Raw genomic sequence first — 17,086 nt, 5'->3', positions numbered from 1 at the left:
AATATGTCGATCTTTCTGAACAAAGACAACAAGGTCATCGTCCAGGGCATCACCGGCGGTGAGGGCACCAAGCACACCGCTCTGATGCTCAAGGCCGGCACCAACGTCGTCGGCGGTGTCAACGCGCGCAAGGCCGGCACCACCGTGTCGCACGTCGACGCCGACGGCAACAACGTGGAGCTGCCGGTGTTCGCATCGGTCGCCGAGGCCATGAAGGAGACCGGGGCCGACACCTCGATCGCGTTCGTTCCGCCGAAGTTCTCCAAGGACGCCATCATCGAGGCCATCGACGCGGAGATCCCGCTGCTGGTGGTCATCACCGAGGGCATTCCGGTGCAGGACTCCGCCTACGCGTGGGCCTACAACGTGGAGAAGGGCGAGAAGACCCGCATCATCGGCCCGAACTGCCCCGGCATCATCACCCCGGGTGAGGCGCTGGTAGGCATCACGCCGAACAACATCACCGGCAAGGGACCGATCGGTCTGGTCTCCAAGTCGGGCACCCTGACCTACCAGATGATGTACGAGCTTCGCGATCTCGGCTTCTCGACCGCCATCGGCATCGGCGGCGACCCCGTCATCGGGACCACCCACATCGACGCCATCGAGGCGTTCGAGAAGGATCCCGAGACCAAGCTGATCGTCATGATCGGTGAGATCGGCGGCGACGCCGAGGAGAAGGCCGGCGAGTACATCAAGGCCAACGTGACCAAGCCGGTCGTCGGCTACGTCGCGGGCTTCACCGCTCCCGAGGGCAAGACCATGGGCCATGCCGGCGCCATCGTCTCCGGCGGTGCGGGCACCGCCCAGGGCAAGAAGGAAGCCCTCGAGGCTGCGGGCGTCAAGGTCGGCAAGACGCCGTCCGAGACCGCCGCGCTGGCGCGGGAGCTCTACGAGGCACTGTAAGAAGTCACGAGAACCGAAGAACCCGAGCGGGTCTGCCCGCTCGGGTTTTTTCGTGGGCCGACCGACCGGATCGGCCCGTGCGATAATTCGTCGGTGAACTCCCCGGCGCGACGCGGCGCGATCTCCCAGCTGGCAGGGGAGTCGATGCGGTTCGCCGGGGTGGTGGCCGACGTCGCGGAACGTCTACCCCTCGCGGGCGGGGTCGTCGGGTCCGTCCGTGCGCGGCTGGCCGAGGCCGCCGACGCCGCTGTCACCGTGGTGGTCTCGACGACGCGAGCCGTTCTGGGAGTCGTCATCCGTGAGGTCGTCGACGAATTGGTCGAGGAGGTCGACCTCACCGACCTCGTCCTCACCCACGTCGACCTGAAACGCCTCATCGGCGAGGTCCTCGCACTCATCGACATCGACGAGGTGATCACCACGGTCGATCTCGATCGGGCTGTCGCACAGGTGGATCTGATGGCGGCGATCGATCTGGTGGACCTCGACAGGGTGATCGGCAAGGTCGATCTCGACTCCGTCGCCACCCGGATCGACATCGACGCGATCGCGGCCCGGATCGACATCGACGCCATCCTCGGGCGCGTCGACCTGATCGGACTCGCCGAAGAGGTCATCGACGGTGTGGACCTCCCCGACATCATCCGGGAGGCGAGCACCTCGGTGACCGCCGATGTGATGACCGACGTGCGCAGCACCAGCGAACGTGCCGACGACGCGGTGGCCAACGCGGTCAATCGATTTCTGCGTCGCCGCGGTGCCGCGGCCATCGAGGCAGCTCCCGATGAGGAGGGGCCACGATGACCGCGGAACCGAAACCGACAGAGCCGCTGCAGAACTCGTCCCCGACGACGCCCGGTCTGCCGCCCGTGCACAAGGCCCATGCGGTGCAGGACCGGGACAAGAACGCGGGCATCGTGAGCCGGGGTGTCGCCTCGTTCCTCGACCTCCTCGTCGTGTGGACGATCCTCGGTGCCGCCTATGCGGGCCTGTCCCTGATGAAGTTCGTGCTCTCGGTCAGCGAATTCTCGTTGCCGGAGGTCAATCTGGTCTTCACCACGACCGGCTTCGTGCTGGTGGCGGTGCTCTACCTCGCGACGTGCTGGGAGGTCTCCGGACGCACCCTCGGGTCGGTCGTGATGGGCCTGCGGGTGGTCAACTCGGAGGGTGCCCGCATCCGGCCGACCATCGCGGTGCTGCGCGCCCTGCTCTGTACGTTCTTCGCGATCGGTCTGGTGTGGGTGGTCGTCGACCGGCGTCGGCGGTCGGTGGCCGACGTCCTCCTGCGCACCCGGGTCATCTACTCTCGCTGACCGTCTTGAGCTGGGCCAATCCCTTCTCGAAGTCCTTGCCCAGCATCTTGTCGAAGATGCCGAAGAACCCTGCCACGCGGCTGAACAACGTCTGTGCGCCGACCATCGTCCAGGACACCCGCGTCGCCTGTCCCTCCGGCGCGAGTTCGAAGGTGACGGTGTTGGTGGCCTTCATCGGCTTCTCGAAGGCCAGGTGCACCTCGACCTCGCGCGGCTCGTCGACGCGCGTGATCTCCATGGCGCCGCGCCCGGCCTTCTTGTTGCCCGACCACGCGTACTTCGCCCCGACACCGGATTCCGCACCGGAGTAGTCGCGCGTCATGTCGGGGTCAACGCCTTCCCACGGCGACCAGTGCACCCACTGGTGGAAGTCGACCAGGTACGGCAGCACCGCAGAGGGCGGTGCGTCGACGATGGTGGATCGGGTGATGCGGAAGGTGTCGGTCATGCGTGCCCCCGGAAGAGATCGGTCGGATGGTACGGAACGGGTGTCGGGCTGACGAGAGTATGACACCGGGCGCCGACGGAAATCATCGCGTCGGGGCGTCGCGGGGGGGTGTCGACGTCAGGCCGGAGCCACCCGGCCGCAGCGGGATACGGTGTGAGGCATGGGTGAGCGGGCACGGCTGACGGCGACAGACCTGCGCGTGATGATCGTCGACAACGACACGTGGGAACCGTGGGATGCGCCGGTCGGTGAGCCGGCCACGACGTCCGATGGTGCGGACGACACCTATGCCATCGAGCTCGACCGGGCACGCAGCAAGAGCGGTTCGGACGAATCGGTCACCACCGGCGCCGGCGCGATCGGCGGCCGGCGAGTGGCGATCGTGCTGGGGGAGTTCGAGTTCCTCGGCGGGTCGATCGGGCGCGATGCGGGGGCCCGGATCGTCGCAGCGGTCCGACGCGCGACACGCGAACGACTTCCGCTGCTGGCGTTTCCCGCCTCCGGCGGCACCCGGATGCAGGAGGGGACCGCGGCGTTCCTGCAGATGGTCGCCATCACGGGTGCCGTGACCGACCACAAGGCCGCCGGCCTGCCCTACCTGGTGTACCTGCGTCATCCGACCACGGGCGGGGTATTCGCGTCGTGGGGTTCGCTCGGCCACATCACCTGGGCGGAACCCGGAGCGCTCATCGGTTTTCTCGGGCCGCGGGTCTACGAAGGCCTGTACGGGGAGCCCTTTCCGGCCGATGTCCAGACCGCGGAGAATCTGGTCCGCACAACGGTTGTCGACGACGTGGTCGATCCCGTCGATCTGCCGGCCCGCCTCGCCGCGGTGCTGCGACTGCTCGATGCGCGTGACCGGCCGTCGTCGGACGACTCGGTGACGGTACGTCCGCAGCGCACGCAGTCGGGGGAGCCGGAGGACATCTGGGCCTGTGTGCTCGCCACCCGCGAGGCCGGACGCGCGGGCCTGGTCGAGTTCCTGGCCGGCGGGGATTCGGCGCCACTGTCGGATGCCGGGCCACTGCGCTTCTCGCTCAGCGACTTCGACGGTCGGGTCGCGTTGGTCGTCGGCTACGACCGGACGTCACAGGCGGCGGGGGACCTCCCGGGGCCGCGACATCTGCGCGAGGCGCGGCGGGCGATCATGGCGGCCGGCGACCTCGGACTCCCGGTGGTCACCGTGATCGACACCCCGGGCGCGGAACTGTCGGTCGTCGCCGAGGAGGGTGGCCTCGCGGCGCAGATAGCGCGCTGCACAGTCGAATTGCTCAGTGTGCGCGTGCCGACGGTCTCGGTCCTCCTGGGGCAGGGTGCGGGTGGCGCCGCGCTCGCGCTGTTCCCCGCCGACGTCCGGGTCGCGCGCGCCGACGCCTGGCTCTCGCCGTTGCCGCCCGAGGGAGCGAGTCTCATCGTGCACCGCGATCTCGACCATGCCGGTGAGATGGCCTCGCGGCAGGGCATTCTCGCAGGGCGCATGGCCGCGCAGGGCATGATCGACCACGTCGTCGACGCCGGATCGGACGACGAAGCGCTGTCGGCGATCCGCGACTGGATCGGCCGGTACCTCGCGGGATCGCCGGTTCCGGACGACGAGGCACGAACGCGCGTGCCGACGAAAGACTCGCGATGAGCGCGCGTATCGTCGCCGTCGGGGCGCTCATCACCGACAAGTCAGGACGGATCCTGTTGATCCTGAGGCGGAACGAGCCGTCGGCCGGCCACTGGAGCCTCCCCGGCGGTCGGGTCGAACCCGGAGAGTCGCTGGAGCAGGCGGTGATCCGCGAGGTCGAGGAGGAAACCGGTTTGCGGGTGACGGTCGGCGAACCGGCCATCCAACTCGAGATCCCGGTCGGCGACGGACGGGTGTACGAGGTCCACGACTTCCGTGCCGAGATCCGTTCCGGGGAACTACGTCCAGGTGACGACGCCGCGGACGCGGCGTACTTCACACCGGCCGAGGTCCGTCGGGCGAAGGTCACGAACAGGTTGGTGGAGTACCTGGAGCAGGCCGGTGTGTTGCCACCGGAGTCGCCCTGACGACCCACCCGCCGACGGTCCCGGTGCAGCGGGCCGACGTGGTGCACGGACCTGGTTTGTGCAGGATGGAGGGATGACCGATCTACTGCCCCTGGACCCTGACCAACTCCTCACCACCACCCGCTCGGTGCGCAAGCGTCTCGACTTCGAGCGTCCCGTGCCGCTCGACGTGGTCAAGGAGGCGCTCGAGGTCGCGTTGCAGGCACCGACCGGCAGCAACAGCCAGACCTGGCACTGGATCGTGCTCACCGATCCCGAGCTGAAGCAGAAGGTCGCGGATTACTACGCACAGTCGTTCGCCAAGTACTACACCGGCCAGGCTCCACGGGACGAGACCGGCAAGCGCGTCGCGTCCAGTGCCCAGTACCTCGCCGACACGATGGGTCAGGTCCCGGTGCTCGTCATCGGGGCGATCTACACCGGTGGCGACCTGCCGGCGGGTAACCAGGCCGGCGTCTGGGGCTCGTTGCTGCCGGGTGCCTGGAGCCTGCAGCTGGCGTTGCGTGCCCGCGGCCTCGGATCGGCGTGGACGACTCTCCACCTGAACTACGAGAAGGAGGTCGCCGAACTCCTCGGCATCCCGGCCAACATCCATCAGGGTGTGTTGCTGCCGGTGGCCTACAGCAAGGGCACCGATTTCAAGCCCGCGCCGCGCAAACCTCTCGACTCGGTCCTCCACATCGACGGCTGGTGAGGGCGGGGTGCCGGGTCACGTCTGATCCGGCACCTCACACCGGAGTGCCGCCAGCGCCATCGCGGTGAGGAGGCGACGCAGTCCGTGCTGGTCGAACGCGGGCAGGCGAGGCGACGAGTTGAGCAACCCGAACATCGCGTGGACCCGCACGCGGGCTTCCTCGCGGTCGAGTGTGCCCCCGTTCTCGTCGACCACCGCGAGGAGGACGTCCACCCACCGTTCCACGTAACGGCGCTGCAGCAGCCGGACCCGATGATTGGCGTCCGGGGTCATCGACGGCAGGTCCCGATCCTGCACCGTGATGAGGTCGGGACGGGTGACGAGGACGTCGATGTGAAAGCCGATGAGCGCCACCAGGGTTTCCGTCGGTGAGCCGCCGCGGTCCGCGACCTCGCTGCCGCCGTCGTGCAGTCGCTGACTGATGTCGATGAGCATCTCGTCGAGAAGCTCGGTCTTGGAGGAGAAGTGGCGGTACATGGCCGGGCCGCTCACCCCGACGGCTCGGCCGATGTCCTCCAGTCGCACGCCGGCGAACCCGCGCTCGGCCATCTGGTGGGCGGCGGCGGACAGCAATTCGGCACGACGGGCCGCCTTGGCCTGGGTTCGGCGCGTCGGCGGACGATTCGTGATCTCCGATTCGTCCTCGCGCGATTCATGCGTCGCGGACATCGATCCCGAACTCTACGCGTTCGCGCGTGCGGACGAGATGCAGCGTGTCCGACGTCGGCGCGCGGATCGCGGGGTGGGTGACCCGGTCGAATGAAAACTGTGCGGGCCGCTGCTTCAGGGGCCGGGCAGGGCTTAGTCTTGCGCATGATCGCGCGCCGGACGGCGGGCGCAGAACAGCCCGCGAGGGCGGCGGGCCGAGTCCCGCAGCAGCGACGAGGAGCCGACCGTGAACCCAGGCGAACCACAGCACCCCGGCGGTCAGTGGTCAGGCGTTCCGCAGGGCCCGCCGCAGACCGGGGGCTTCGCCGGCAACCAGGATCAGACGGCCCACGTCCAGCATCCCGGCACCGGGAGTCTTCCCGGTCAACAGTGGACCACCGGCGCGCAGTACCCGCCTCCCGGGCCCGGCTGGGGACAACCGACCCGTGGTCCACGTGCCGACCTGTCGGTGATCTTCGCGCTGGCCTCCGCGGTCGCCGGGGTCGTCACCTACTTCATGGGCTTCCTCGGGTGGATCTCGGTCGGGGTCGGCGCCGAGGAGGAACTCAACCGCTGGGGAACGGATTTCGAGGAAGGTCAGGGCGGGATACCCGCGTACTTCTCCTACGAGATCGTCCTCAACCCGGGAAAGTTCTTCATCCTGCTCGGGGTGGTCGGCATCGCGGCGACGTTCGTGCTGGTTCCGAGCTACCGCAAGGCACTGCCCTTCCTGGCGGTCGTCGGAGTCGCCGCGTGGCTGGCCCTGTTCGCCGCGGCACTGATCACCCCGCCGTTCCTCGACCTAGGCGCCGGTGCGATCGTCGGGCTCATCCTGGGATTCCTGCAGGTGGCGCTGCTCATCGCGGCGGCATTCTTGTACGGTCTGAAGAAGGATGACTCGCACAACCGGGGATGACGTTCCCGACGATCCGATCGTCGGCCTCCTTCGTCGTGCGGGATGCGTCTTCGCCGACGAAGAAGCTGCGCTGCTCCGCGAACACACCACCGACGCAACCGAACTCGCCGAGCTCTGCGCCCGGCGCGTGGCCGGGGAGCCGATCGAGCATCTGGTGGGTCGGGTCCGGTTCGGTGACCTACGGCTGGCGGTCGGCCGGGGCGCCTTCGTGCCACGTCAGCGCTCCCTGTTGTTGGCGCGCACCGCGATCGCCGCGGCGCGTGCGCGCCGGTCGCCGACCGTGCTCGAGGCGTTCGGCGGTGTCGCACCCATCGCCGCGAGTGTTGCGGCCGCTGTGCCCGGCGTCGAACTGCATGTCGTCGATGCCGACGACACCGCCCTCGGCTTCGCGCGCCGAAACCTGCCGGACGAGGCCGGGATTCACCTCGGTGCCGGGCTCGATCCGCTGCCGGCAGCACTGCGGGGCCGTCTGGACGTGATCGCCGCAGTCCCTCCCTATGTGCCCGACTCGGCGTTCGGACTGCTGGCGCCGGAGGCGCGGGATCACGAACCGCGCGGCGCGCTGCTCGGTGGCCCGGACGGCCTCGACCACATCACGGCGTTGATCGCCGACGCCCGGAGCTGGCTCGCCGTCGGTGGCGAGTTGCTGATCGAGATGAACACCGCCCAGTACGACCTGGTCGCCGTCGCCCCGCCGACCAGAGCACACTACGAGTGCACGGTCGTCGCGGGCGACGACGGCCAGACCGCCGTGGCGCGTCTTCGGCGGGCACGCTGAGGCCGGCTGAAAACCACCCTCCAGCGGTGGCCCAACGCCTCATGGGCGTCGGTTGCGTTGCGTCGGGTGGTTTTCAGCTGCGCTGGCTCGAAAGCCCTAGATCCCCAGCACCTCCCGCTGCCGTGCGACCGCTTCCCGGTAACGCTCGACGTTGGCCATCTTGATCCCCTCGTAACCCCGGACCATGTCCGGTAGTTCCGCGAGGTCGACGACCGCGGGTAGCTGGTCCGCGCCGATCCGCCCAGTCGCGAGCGCATCGAGCGCGGCGTCGACGAGTTCCCGGTAATCGATGATCAGCGCACGTTCGGTGCGCCGGATCTCACTGCGGCCGAACGGGTCCAGTCGCGTTCCCCGGAGACGCTTCATCTTCGCGAGCGCGGTCAGCGGGGTGTCGGCCCACGATCCCAGCGCCAGCTTCTCGCGCATCCCCATGCTGCGCAGGGTCGGCGGGTGGAGGCGTACCGCGACCTCGGCGTCGGCGCCGAACTCGTCGGCGATGCGCGCGGCGAACGACGGGTCCTGCGTGAGCCGGGCAACCTCGTACTCGTCCTTGTAGGCCATCAGCTTGTACAGGTTCCGGGCAACGGCGTCGGTGAGCGAGGAGTCCGGCGCGACGCGCCGTACGCGGTCGACCATGTCGAGGTAGCTCCGCGCGTATCGCTCGTCGGAGTGGGCGGTCAGTTCGTCGTACCGGATCGCGATGGTGCGCCGGAGGTCGGCGTCGATATCCCCGAGCGCGCTGACCACCTCGAGGGCGTGGCGGCTCGGTTCGATCTCGGCGACCCCGCGACCGTGCAGTCCGTCGATGGTGCCGGACACGGAGTCGGGATCGGCCACGACCTGCCGCCCGCGCCGGAACGCCTGGACGTTCGCATCCACGGCCACGCCGTTGAGCTCGATCGCCCGCTCGATGGATTCCGCCGAGATGGCCAGCGCCCCGGCTTGATACGCAGCACCGACCATCAGCATGTTGGCGTACTGCTCGTCGCCGAACAAGGCTGTCGACACCGCTCCCGAATCGAGGTACACAGTCCGCGCGACCCGGGAGTCGACCGCGGAGTGGACGGCGGAGTCCGCCGGGAACCCGACCGAGGTGTCGATGACCATCAACCCGGTCGGCACCTGGGTGGTCGAGACGATCGCGACCGTCTTCTCGGGAGCGGTGACCTTGAGGTTGACCGGGTCGGTACCGACCAGCGGGTCGCACACGAGGTACAGGTCGCAGTCCTCGGACGCCACCTTCGCCGCCTGCTCCAGCGGATGCGGGGCCACCTTGATGTCGCTGACCACGGCGCCGCCCTTCTGCGCGAGCCCGGTCATGTCGACGGTCCGGGCCGAGTGGCCGTCGAGGACGGCAGCGGTGGCCAGGACCTGGGACACGGTCACCACGCCGGTACCGCCGATACCCGTGATGCGCAGGGAGAAGGTGTCGCGGATGGCGGGGACCGCGGGCATCGGCAACACGGTGTCCGCCAGATCGGCTGCGCGCGTGCGGATGCGGTCGGTGCCCGGGGTGACCGTGACGAACGACGGGCAGTCGCCCTTGAGGCAGGAGAGGTCGAGGTTGCACGAACTCTGGTCGATGCGCGTCTTGCGTCCGAACTCGGTCTGGACCGGGTGCACCGAGAGGCAGTTCGACTTCTCGCCGCAGTCGCCGCACCCCTCGCAGATGCGTTCGTTGATCAGGACGCGACGAGTGGGGGTGGGCATGGCGCCGCGCTTGCGCTTGCGGCGCTTCTCGGCGGCGCAGTGCTGATCGTGGACGAGCACCGAGACGCCCGCGACGCCCGCGAGTTCGGTCTGTACCTCGAGCAGGTCATCGCGGTGGCGAACCTCGACGGTGTCGGGGAGTCCCAGCGTACGAACGTGTTTCGGGTCGTCGGAGGTGACCACGACCCGGCTGACGCCTTCGTCGAGCAACAGTGACGTCAACCGCGGCAGGGTCATCCCGCCCACCGGATCCTGTCCACCGGTCATCGCGACGGTGCCGTTGTAGAGCAGCTTGTAGGTTATGTTCGCGCCCGACGCCACGGCGGCCCGCAACGCCAGCGACCCCGAGTGCGAGAAGGTTCCGTCGCCGATGTTCTGCACGAAGTGGTCCGCGGACACGAACGGGGCCATGCCGATCCACTGCGCGCCCTCGCCGCCCATCTGGGTGACCCCGGCGATGTCGCCGACCTGCCGGGGATCCATCAGCAACACCATCGCGTGACAACCGATGCCGGCGCCGACCAGGGTGTTCTCGGCGACCTTCGTCGAACTGTTGTGGGGGCAGCCGGAGCAGAAGTACGGCGTGCGCACCGCCAACGGGAGTTCGATGCGGGTGCGGCGAGCGGCTTTGCGGTCGAGCCAGATCCGCGCGGCGTCGACCCCGTGGCGGGCGAGACGGTCGGCGAGTCCTCGGGTCACCGCGTCGACGTCGAGTTCGCCGAAGCGGGAGAACAAGGTCGATCCGTCTTCATGCACCTTCCCCACGATGCGCGGGGCCCGCGGGTGGCGGAACAGGATGTCGCGCATCATCGTCTCGATGAAGTCGCGCTTCTCCTCGACCACGATGACCTCGTCGAGATCGCCGGTGGCGGTGTCGAACATGAAGCGATCCAGGATCTCTCGCTCGATCGGGTAGACCATGCCGAGCTTGAGGATGCGGATTCCGAGCCGGCGCAGATCCTCGTCGTCGATCCGCATCAGTCGCAGTGCTTCCCGGAGATCGAGGTAGGTCTTTCCCGCGGCGACGATGCCGATGCGGTCGTCGGGACTCGAGACCACGATCCGGTTGAGGCCGTTGAGCCGTGCGTACTCCTGCGCACGCGGGAGCCGGGTGGTCAGCTGATTCTGTTCGAGTTCCATGAGATGGGCGCCGAGCAGTCGTCCGCTGGGCACGTGGGGGCTCGTCCCGAGGTCGCCGTAGACGGGCACTATGCGGTCCGGGTCGACGCGTGCGGTCGACGCGCCGTCCGCGACGTGCGCGGAGATCTTGAGCGAGGTCCAGACCCCGCTGGTGCGACTCATGAGCGCCGCATGGACACCGAGATCCAGGATGTCCTGGGAATCGGCCGGATAGAGGATCGGGATGTAGAGGTCGGCCAGCGCCATCTCCGACGCGCACGGGACCGTCGAGGATTTCGCGCCCGGGTCGTCACCGACGAGCGCGACCGCGCCACCGGCGGAATGGGTTCCGATGAGGTTCGCGTGCCGCAGGGCGTCCGTCGCGCGGTCGAGACCGGGCGCCTTGCCGTACCAGTATCCGACGACGCCGTCGCGGGGGAGTCCGTCCGCGGACGGCGTCAATTCGGCACCGCCGATGACCTGTGCGGCGAGCTGTGAACCCATCACCGAGGTCGCGGCGAGCTCTTCGTTGAGACCGGGCCGGTGGATGACGTCGTACGGGGCGAGATGCTCGTGCCGTCGGGCGAGTTCGAGATCGTAACCGGCGAGGGGAGAGCCCTCGTAGCCGGAGATGAACGAGGCGGTCCGAAGGCCGGAACGGCGGTCGACGCGAGCGCGGTCGCGGACCATGCGTACCAGGGCCTGGATGCCGGTGAGGTAGATGTCACCGGACTCGCGGGTGTAGCGGTCGTCGAGCGAGAACCCGGTGGCTGCCGTCTCGGGCGGCGTGCCGGGGGTCGGGACGTGCTCGGAGCGAGCGCGGTCGTCTGCGAGGGTCATGGGGTCACCTGGCCTTCTATGTGCGGTGGCCGGTCCGGGGTTCCGGGGTGTCCCCGCATCGGTTGTGTCGGCCCGGGGGTGGTGGGCCTGCCACAACAGTACGAGAAGACGTGATGCGCGTCACGTACGTCATGTCGACGCGGTGGATGAACCGGGGCGTGACATGGGCCACTTGATCGCGTACGATCACTTTCAGTTAATAGCCACTAACTGAAGGGTCGACGGTGACCAGCACGCTCGACGGCTTCCGGGCCGCACACCAGCGCAATCTCGACCTGCTCGACGAACGCCTGCGAGAGGTGTCCGCCGGTGGCGGCGCGAAGGCTCGTGATCGCCACGTCGCTCGCGGAAAGTTGCTTCCGCGGGACCGGGTCGACGGGCTGCTCGACGTCGGGTCGCCGTTCATCGAGGTGGCCCCGCTCGCGGCCTTCGGGATGTACGGCGGCAAGGTGCCCGCCGCCGGGGTCATCGCCGGCGTGGGGCGTGTCGCGGGTCGCGAGTGCATGATCGTCGCCAACGACGCCACGGTCTCCGGCGGCACGTACCACCCGGTCACGGTCAAGAAGCATCTGCGTGCGCAGGAGATCGCGGCGGCCAACCGGCTCCCGTGCATCTACCTCGTCGACTCGGGCGGTGCGATGTTGCTCCAGCAGGACGAGGTGTTCCCCGACCGGGATCACTTCGGACGGATCTTCTTCAATCAGGCGACCATGAGCGCCGCCGGCATCCCGCAGATCGCCGCGGTGCTCGGGTCGTCGACCGCCGGCGGGGCCTACGTCCCGGCGATGAGCGACGAGACGGTGATCGTGCGCAATCAGGGCACCATCTTCCTCGCGGGCCCGCCGCTGGTGAAGGCGGCGACCGGGGAAGATGTCTCCGCCGAGGACCTGGGCGGTGGTGCGATGCACTCGTCGGTCTCCGGTGTCACCGACCACCTCGTCGACAACGACCAGCAGGCGCTCGCCAAGGTCCGCGAGATCGTCGCGACCCTCGGGCCCCGTGAGGCGCCACAGTGGGAGACGATCCCGGTCCGCGAGCCGGTGCGGCCGCAGACCGACATCTACGACGTGGTGCCCACCGACCCGCGAACTCCGTACGACGTCCGGTCGGTCATCGAAATACTGTGCGACGGAGGAGAATACAACGAGTTCAAGGCAAACTACGGCACCAGTCTGGTGACGGCGTTCGCGCACCTGCACGGTCACCCGGTGGGGATCGTCGCCAACAACGGTGTCCTGTTCAGCGAATCCGCGCTGAAGGGAGCTCATTTCATCGAACTGTGCGACCAGCGTCGCATCCCGTTGCTGTTCCTGCAGAACATCACCGGCTTCATGGTCGGCAAGGCCTACGAGCAGGGTGGCATCGCCAAGAACGGGGCCAAGATGGTCAACGCCGTGGCGTGCGCACGCGTGCCCAAGTTCACCGTCATGGTCGGCGGCTCCTTCGGCGCAGGCAACTACTCGATGTGCGGACGCGCCTACTCGCCCAGATTCCTCTGGATGTGGCCCAACGCCCGCATCTCGGTCATGGGTGGACCGCAGGCCGCCGACACCCTCGGAACGGTGCGACGCAACCAGATCGAGCGATCCGGCGCGGAATGGTCCACCGAGGACGAGGAAGCGTTCAAGGCCCCGATCCGCGAACAGTTCGAACAACAGTCGGATGCCTACTACTCGACGGCCCGGCTGTGGGACGACGGCATCGTCGACCCCGCGCAGACCCGGACACTGCTCGGCCTCGCTCTCGAGACCGCCCGCTACGCACCGCTCGCCGATCCGCGCTACGGCGTCTTCCGGATGTGACCATCGATTCCGACGTCGCCGAGTCCGAACCCGATCTCCACCGCCCCGTCCCGCCGACCCCGAGGACCCCGACCGTGAGTACCAGACCCAATCGGCCCGCTCGCTCCGCTCCCGGCGCCAGACCCATTCGGCCCGCTCGCTGCGCTCCCGGCGCCAGACCCATTCGGCCCGCTCGCTGCGCTCCCGGCGCCAGACCCATCCGCAGTGTCCTGGTGGCCAACCGTGGTGAGATCGCCTGCCGGGTGATCGACACCCTGCGCCACATGGGAATCCGCAGTATCGCCGTCTATTCCGACGCCGACGCGCAAGCGCGCCACGTCCGGGAGGCCGACGTCGCCGTGCACATCGGCCCGGCCGCCGCCACCCAGAGCTACCTCGACATCGCAAAAGTGGTCGACGCGGCACGCAAGACCGGTGCCGACGCCGTCCACCCGGGCTACGGATTCCTCTCGGAGAACCAGAAGTTCGCGGCCGCTCTGGCGGAGGCGGGCATCGTCTTCATCGGGCCGCCCGCGGAGGCGATCGCGACGATGGGAGACAAGATCACGGCCCGGGCCGCCGTCACCGCTCGCGACGTGCCGGTGGTGCCGGGTCTGTCGCGCCCCGGCCTGACCGACGACGACCTCATCGCCGCGGCACCCGACATCGGGTTCCCGGTTCTCATCAAGCCCAGTGCGGGTGGCGGTGGCAAGGGGATGCACCGCGTGGCCGAGGCGTCGGAGCTGCCGGACGCGCTGGAGCGGGCCCGCCGTGAGGCCGCCGCCGCGTTCGGCGACGACGCGCTGTTCCTCGAGCATTTCGTCGACACCCCGCGCCACATCGAGGTGCAGGTCCTCGCCGATCAGCACGGGAACGTCATCCACCTCGGCGAGCGCGAGTGCTCGTTGCAGCGGCGGCACCAGAAGGTGATCGAGGAGGCGCCCTCGGCGCTGCTCGACGCCGCGACCCGTGCTCGCATCGGTGAGGCCGCGTGCGACGCCGCGCGCAGTGTCGGCTACACCGGCGCGGGCACGGTCGAGTTCATCGTGTCGGCGCACCGGCCCGACGAGTTCTTCTTCATGGAGATGAACACCCGCCTGCAGGTCGAGCACCCGGTGACCGAACTTGTCACCGGCGTCGACCTCGTGGAACAACAGATCCGCGTCGCCCGCGGAGAAGTCCTGGGTCTGACGCAGGACACGATCACCCTCAGCGGCCACGCGATCGAGGCACGCGTGTACGCAGAGGACCCGGCCCGCGGTTTCCTGCCGACCGGCGGCACGATCGAGCATCTCGTCCATCCCGACACCTCGGCCGGCGGCGGCATCCGCGTCGACTCGGCCATGCTCGACGGATTGCGCGTCGGCAGTGACTACGACCCGATGCTCGCGAAGATCATCGCCTACGGTGCCGACCGGGAGGAGGCGCTCGAACGTCTCGACCAGGCACTGGCCCACACCCGCGTGCTGGGCGTGGTCACCAACATCGACTTCTGCCGCTTCGTCCTGCGTCAGCAGGCGGTCGTGGACGCCGACCTCGACACCGAGCTGTTGGACCGCCTCGTCACCGATTACGCTGCGCCGGAGCCCATTCCCGAGGCACAGGTGCTCGTGGGTCTGGCGCGGATCGGCGCTCGCGATGCCGACGACGTCTGGTCCTCGGCGGTCGGATGGCGGGTCGGTCGATCCGCTCCGGTCCGCACCCGCCTCGTCGCCGGCGGACGGCATTCGACGGTGGCCATCCAGGTCGATGCCGCCGACGAATGGTCCGTCTCGGGAACCGCCACCGTCACCTTCGACGACGACGCCGAGGCGTCGTGGACCGGGCACGTGGTCTACCAGCCGGCGCAGCCCGGCGACGGTCGCGGCTCGGACCGCCTGGTCGTCGACGGGGTGACGCAGTCGTGGTCGAGTGTTCGCGTCGGAGAGAGCTGGTGGGTGGGAGGGCCGTCGGGCACCTGGGTCCTCGAACTCGCGAAGCCCCTGCTCGACGAGGCCGCCGACGAGCACGCCGGCGAGATCACCAGTCCGATGCCGGGCACCGTGGTCGCCGTCGCCGCCGAGATCGGGGCCGACGTCACCGCCGGCCAGTCGATCGTCGTGGTCGAGGCGATGAAGATGGAACATGCACTCACCGCGCCGGTGGACGGCACCGTCGACATCTCCGTGAAGGTGGGGGACAAGGTCGACGCGGGACAGATCCTCGCCGTCGTCACCGCACCCGAATCAACTGTCGACTCCCAGTAGAAGGGCTCACATGGAACTCACCCAGGAGTACACCGACCTCATCGCGACGGTCCGCGACTTCGCGCAGACCGTGGTGGCGCCGGTGGCCGCGAAACACGATGCCGAGCACAGCTTTCCGTACGACGTCGTCGCCCAGATGGGCAAGATGGGACTGTTCGGTCTCCCCTTCGACGAGAAATACGGCGGCATGGGCGGCGACTACTTCGCCCTGTCGCTCGCGCTGGAGGAACTCGCCAAGGTCGACCAGTCCGTCGCCATCACCCTCGAGGCCGGGGTGAGTCTGGGCGCCATGCCCATCTACCGATTCGGCAGCGAGGAGCAGAAAGAGCAGTACCTCCCCGAACTCACCGCGGGCACGGCGCTCGCCGGCTTCGGGTTGACCGAACCCGGGGCGGGTTCGGATGCCGGGGCCACCGCGACCACGGCCCGGGACGACGGTGACTCCTGGATCATCAACGGCGGCAAGCAGTTCATCACCAACTCGGGGACCGACATCACCTCACTGGTGACGGTGACCGCGGTGACCGGGGTGAAGGAGAACGGCAAGAAGGAGATCTCCACGATCATCGTGCCGTCCGGCACGCCGGGTTTCACCGCCGAGCCGGCGTACAATAAGGTCGGGTGGAATGCCTCGGACACCCATCCGCTGACCTTCACCGACGTGCGCGTTCCCAAGGAGAACCTGCTCGGTGTCCGCGGCCGCGGATACGCCAACTTCCTGTCCATCCTCGACGAGGGGCGGATCGCCATCGCAGCCCTCGCCACCGGCGTCGCCCAGGGGTGCGTCGACGAGAGCGTGAAGTACGCCAAGGAGCGACAATCCTTCGGCAAGGCGATCGGTGAGTACCAGTCGGTGTCCTTTGCGATCGCCCGGATGGAGGCGCGCGCCCACGTCGCGCGGACCGCCTACTACGACGCGGCGGCGAAGATGTTGGCGGGCAAGCCCTTCAAGAAGGAGGCGTCGATCGCCAAGATGATCGCCAGTGAGGCGGCGATGGACAATGCCCGGATGGCCACGCAGATCCACGGCGGGTACGGCTTCATGAACGAATATCCCGTCGCCCGGCACTACCGCGATTCGAAGATCCTCGAGATCGGTGAGGGCACGACCGAGGTGCAGCTCATGCTGATCGCACGCGAGCTGGGGTTCGCATGAGCGACACCACCGGCGGGCGTCGAATCGTGCAGCGCGGGTTGTGGTTCGGCGAGTTCGAGGAGGGCACGATCTACGAACACCGGCCCGGACGCACTGTCACCGAGGCCGACAACGTGCTGTTCACGACGCTGACCATGAACACACAGGCGCTGCACCTCGACGCCGCCTGGTCGGCCGAACAGCCGGGTTTCGGCGGGCAACGGCTGATCAACTCCATGTTCACCCTGTCGACGATCGTGGGATTGTCGGTCTCCCAACTCACCCAGGGCACCCTCGTGGCGAACCTGGGCTTCAGCGAGGTCGCCTTCCCGGCGCCGTTGTTCGCCGGCGACACCCTGTACGCGGAGACCGAGTGCACCGGTAAACGCGAATCGCGGTCGCGTCCGGGTGAGGGCGTGGTGAACTTGACCCACATCGGACGCAACCAGCACGGCGAGGTCGTCGCCCGCGCCGCACGAGCAACGCTGGTGCGCAGGCAACGGACGGAGTGA

At 68.4% G+C, this 17,086-nt stretch carries 15 protein-coding genes; 12 read left to right on the top strand and 3 right to left on the bottom strand.

Features of this window, described 5'->3' with window-relative positions:
* The first annotated feature begins 3 nt into the window (after positions 1 to 3).
* The 3 genes from sucD (at position 4) to FFS52_RS04265 (ending at position 2,219) form a co-directional block, all read left to right on the top strand.
* Positions 4 to 906, top strand: coding sequence for a succinate--CoA ligase subunit alpha (gene sucD, locus FFS52_RS04275; RefSeq protein WP_137808943.1), 903 nt, complete (start codon positions 4 to 6; stop codon positions 904 to 906).
* A gap of 93 nt (positions 907 to 999) precedes the next feature.
* Positions 1,000 to 1,710, top strand: a complete 711-nt coding sequence (locus tag FFS52_RS04270) for a hypothetical protein (RefSeq protein WP_137808942.1) — start codon at positions 1,000 to 1,002, stop codon at positions 1,708 to 1,710.
* Positions 1,707 to 2,219: an RDD family protein gene (locus FFS52_RS04265; RefSeq protein WP_058251542.1), complete on the top strand. Its 513-nt coding sequence runs from the start codon at positions 1,707 to 1,709 to the stop codon at positions 2,217 to 2,219. Before FFS52_RS04270 ends, FFS52_RS04265 begins: the two co-directional genes overlap by 4 nt.
* On the opposite strand, the gene FFS52_RS04260 is transcribed toward FFS52_RS04265, so the two are convergent.
* Positions 2,203 to 2,667 (bottom strand): SRPBCC family protein, encoded by a 465-nt coding sequence (locus tag FFS52_RS04260; protein WP_137808941.1) that lies wholly within the window; start codon positions 2,665 to 2,667, stop codon positions 2,203 to 2,205. The two genes, FFS52_RS04265 and FFS52_RS04260, sit on opposite strands and share 17 nt — an antisense overlap.
* 160 nt (positions 2,668 to 2,827) lie before the next feature.
* Between FFS52_RS04260 and FFS52_RS04255 the strand changes: the two genes are divergently transcribed.
* From FFS52_RS04255 to FFS52_RS04245, 3 genes are all read left to right on the top strand, one after another.
* The gene (locus FFS52_RS04255; protein WP_137808940.1) at positions 2,828 to 4,300 is read left to right on the top strand and encodes a carboxyl transferase domain-containing protein; all 1,473 of its coding nucleotides are present in this window, start codon (positions 2,828 to 2,830) and stop codon (positions 4,298 to 4,300) included.
* Positions 4,297 to 4,707 (top strand): NUDIX domain-containing protein, encoded by a 411-nt coding sequence (locus tag FFS52_RS04250; protein ID WP_068969950.1) that lies wholly within the window; start codon positions 4,297 to 4,299, stop codon positions 4,705 to 4,707. The genes FFS52_RS04255 and FFS52_RS04250 overlap by 4 nt, the downstream gene beginning before the upstream one ends.
* A gap of 73 nt (positions 4,708 to 4,780) precedes the next feature.
* Entirely contained in the window at positions 4,781 to 5,401 is a 621-nt protein-coding gene (locus tag FFS52_RS04245; RefSeq protein WP_137808939.1) for a nitroreductase family protein, read from the top strand.
* A 15-nt stretch (positions 5,402 to 5,416) separates the two neighbouring features.
* On the opposite strand, the gene FFS52_RS04240 is transcribed toward FFS52_RS04245, so the two are convergent.
* The gene (locus FFS52_RS04240; RefSeq protein WP_137808938.1) at positions 5,417 to 6,070 is read right to left on the bottom strand and encodes a TetR/AcrR family transcriptional regulator; all 654 of its coding nucleotides are present in this window, start codon (positions 6,068 to 6,070) and stop codon (positions 5,417 to 5,419) included.
* Positions 6,071 to 6,296: 226 nt separating this feature from the next.
* Here FFS52_RS04240 and FFS52_RS04235 point away from each other — a divergent pair, with 226 nt between their 5' ends.
* Positions 6,297 to 6,965, top strand: coding sequence for a DUF5336 domain-containing protein (locus tag FFS52_RS04235; RefSeq protein ID WP_137808937.1), 669 nt, complete (start codon positions 6,297 to 6,299; stop codon positions 6,963 to 6,965).
* Positions 6,943 to 7,743, top strand: a complete 801-nt coding sequence (locus FFS52_RS04230) for an SAM-dependent methyltransferase (RefSeq protein WP_137808936.1) — start codon at positions 6,943 to 6,945, stop codon at positions 7,741 to 7,743. The genes FFS52_RS04235 and FFS52_RS04230 overlap by 23 nt, the downstream gene beginning before the upstream one ends.
* 96 nt (positions 7,744 to 7,839) lie before the next feature.
* On the opposite strand, the gene FFS52_RS04225 is transcribed toward FFS52_RS04230, so the two are convergent.
* Positions 7,840 to 11,412, bottom strand: a complete 3,573-nt coding sequence (locus FFS52_RS04225) for an indolepyruvate ferredoxin oxidoreductase family protein (RefSeq protein WP_137808935.1) — start codon at positions 11,410 to 11,412, stop codon at positions 7,840 to 7,842.
* 224 nt (positions 11,413 to 11,636) lie between these two features.
* Here FFS52_RS04225 and FFS52_RS04220 point away from each other — a divergent pair, with 224 nt between their 5' ends.
* From FFS52_RS04220 to FFS52_RS04200, 4 genes are all read left to right on the top strand, one after another.
* On the top strand, positions 11,637 to 13,214 hold the full coding sequence (locus FFS52_RS04220) for a carboxyl transferase domain-containing protein (RefSeq protein WP_137808934.1): 1,578 nt from the start codon (positions 11,637 to 11,639) through the stop codon (positions 13,212 to 13,214).
* 161 nt (positions 13,215 to 13,375) lie between these two features.
* Complete coding sequence (locus tag FFS52_RS04210) at positions 13,376 to 15,439, top strand: biotin carboxylase N-terminal domain-containing protein (protein ID WP_137808977.1); 2,064 nt, start codon at positions 13,376 to 13,378, stop codon at positions 15,437 to 15,439.
* A 10-nt stretch (positions 15,440 to 15,449) separates the two neighbouring features.
* Positions 15,450 to 16,595, top strand: coding sequence for an acyl-CoA dehydrogenase family protein (locus FFS52_RS04205; protein ID WP_065631770.1), 1,146 nt, complete (start codon positions 15,450 to 15,452; stop codon positions 16,593 to 16,595).
* A complete protein-coding gene (locus FFS52_RS04200; protein ID WP_058251530.1) occupies positions 16,592 to 17,086 on the top strand; it encodes a MaoC family dehydratase in 495 nt (164 codons plus the stop codon). The genes FFS52_RS04205 and FFS52_RS04200 overlap by 4 nt, the downstream gene beginning before the upstream one ends.

The organism is Gordonia sp. ALPHA1B1, assembly GCF_005502615.1.
In the GTDB taxonomy this organism is placed as follows: domain Bacteria; phylum Actinomycetota; class Actinomycetes; order Mycobacteriales; family Mycobacteriaceae; genus Gordonia; species Gordonia hongkongensis.
Note: the sequence above shows the minus strand (reverse complement) of the source record. Positions and strands in the feature narration are given on the sequence as shown.

Coding starts and splice junctions, on each gene's coding strand:
- FFS52_RS04230 (WP_137808936.1), top strand. CDS start 6,943: ATGACTCGCACAACCGGGGATGACGTTCCCGACGATCCGATCGTCGGC.
- FFS52_RS04265 (WP_058251542.1), top strand. CDS start 1,707: ATGACCGCGGAACCGAAACCGACAGAGCCGCTGCAGAACTCGTCCCCG.
- FFS52_RS04225 (WP_137808935.1), bottom strand. CDS start 11,412: ATGACCCTCGCAGACGACCGCGCTCGCTCCGAGCACGTCCCGACCCCC.
- FFS52_RS04200 (WP_058251530.1), top strand. CDS start 16,592: ATGAGCGACACCACCGGCGGGCGTCGAATCGTGCAGCGCGGGTTGTGG.
- FFS52_RS04205 (WP_065631770.1), top strand. CDS start 15,450: ATGGAACTCACCCAGGAGTACACCGACCTCATCGCGACGGTCCGCGAC.
- FFS52_RS04260 (WP_137808941.1), bottom strand. CDS start 2,667: ATGACCGACACCTTCCGCATCACCCGATCCACCATCGTCGACGCACCG.
- FFS52_RS04255 (WP_137808940.1), top strand. CDS start 2,828: ATGGGTGAGCGGGCACGGCTGACGGCGACAGACCTGCGCGTGATGATC.
- FFS52_RS04240 (WP_137808938.1), bottom strand. CDS start 6,070: ATGTCCGCGACGCATGAATCGCGCGAGGACGAATCGGAGATCACGAAT.
- sucD (WP_137808943.1), top strand. CDS start 4: ATGTCGATCTTTCTGAACAAAGACAACAAGGTCATCGTCCAGGGCATC.
- FFS52_RS04250 (WP_068969950.1), top strand. CDS start 4,297: ATGAGCGCGCGTATCGTCGCCGTCGGGGCGCTCATCACCGACAAGTCA.
- FFS52_RS04245 (WP_137808939.1), top strand. CDS start 4,781: ATGACCGATCTACTGCCCCTGGACCCTGACCAACTCCTCACCACCACC.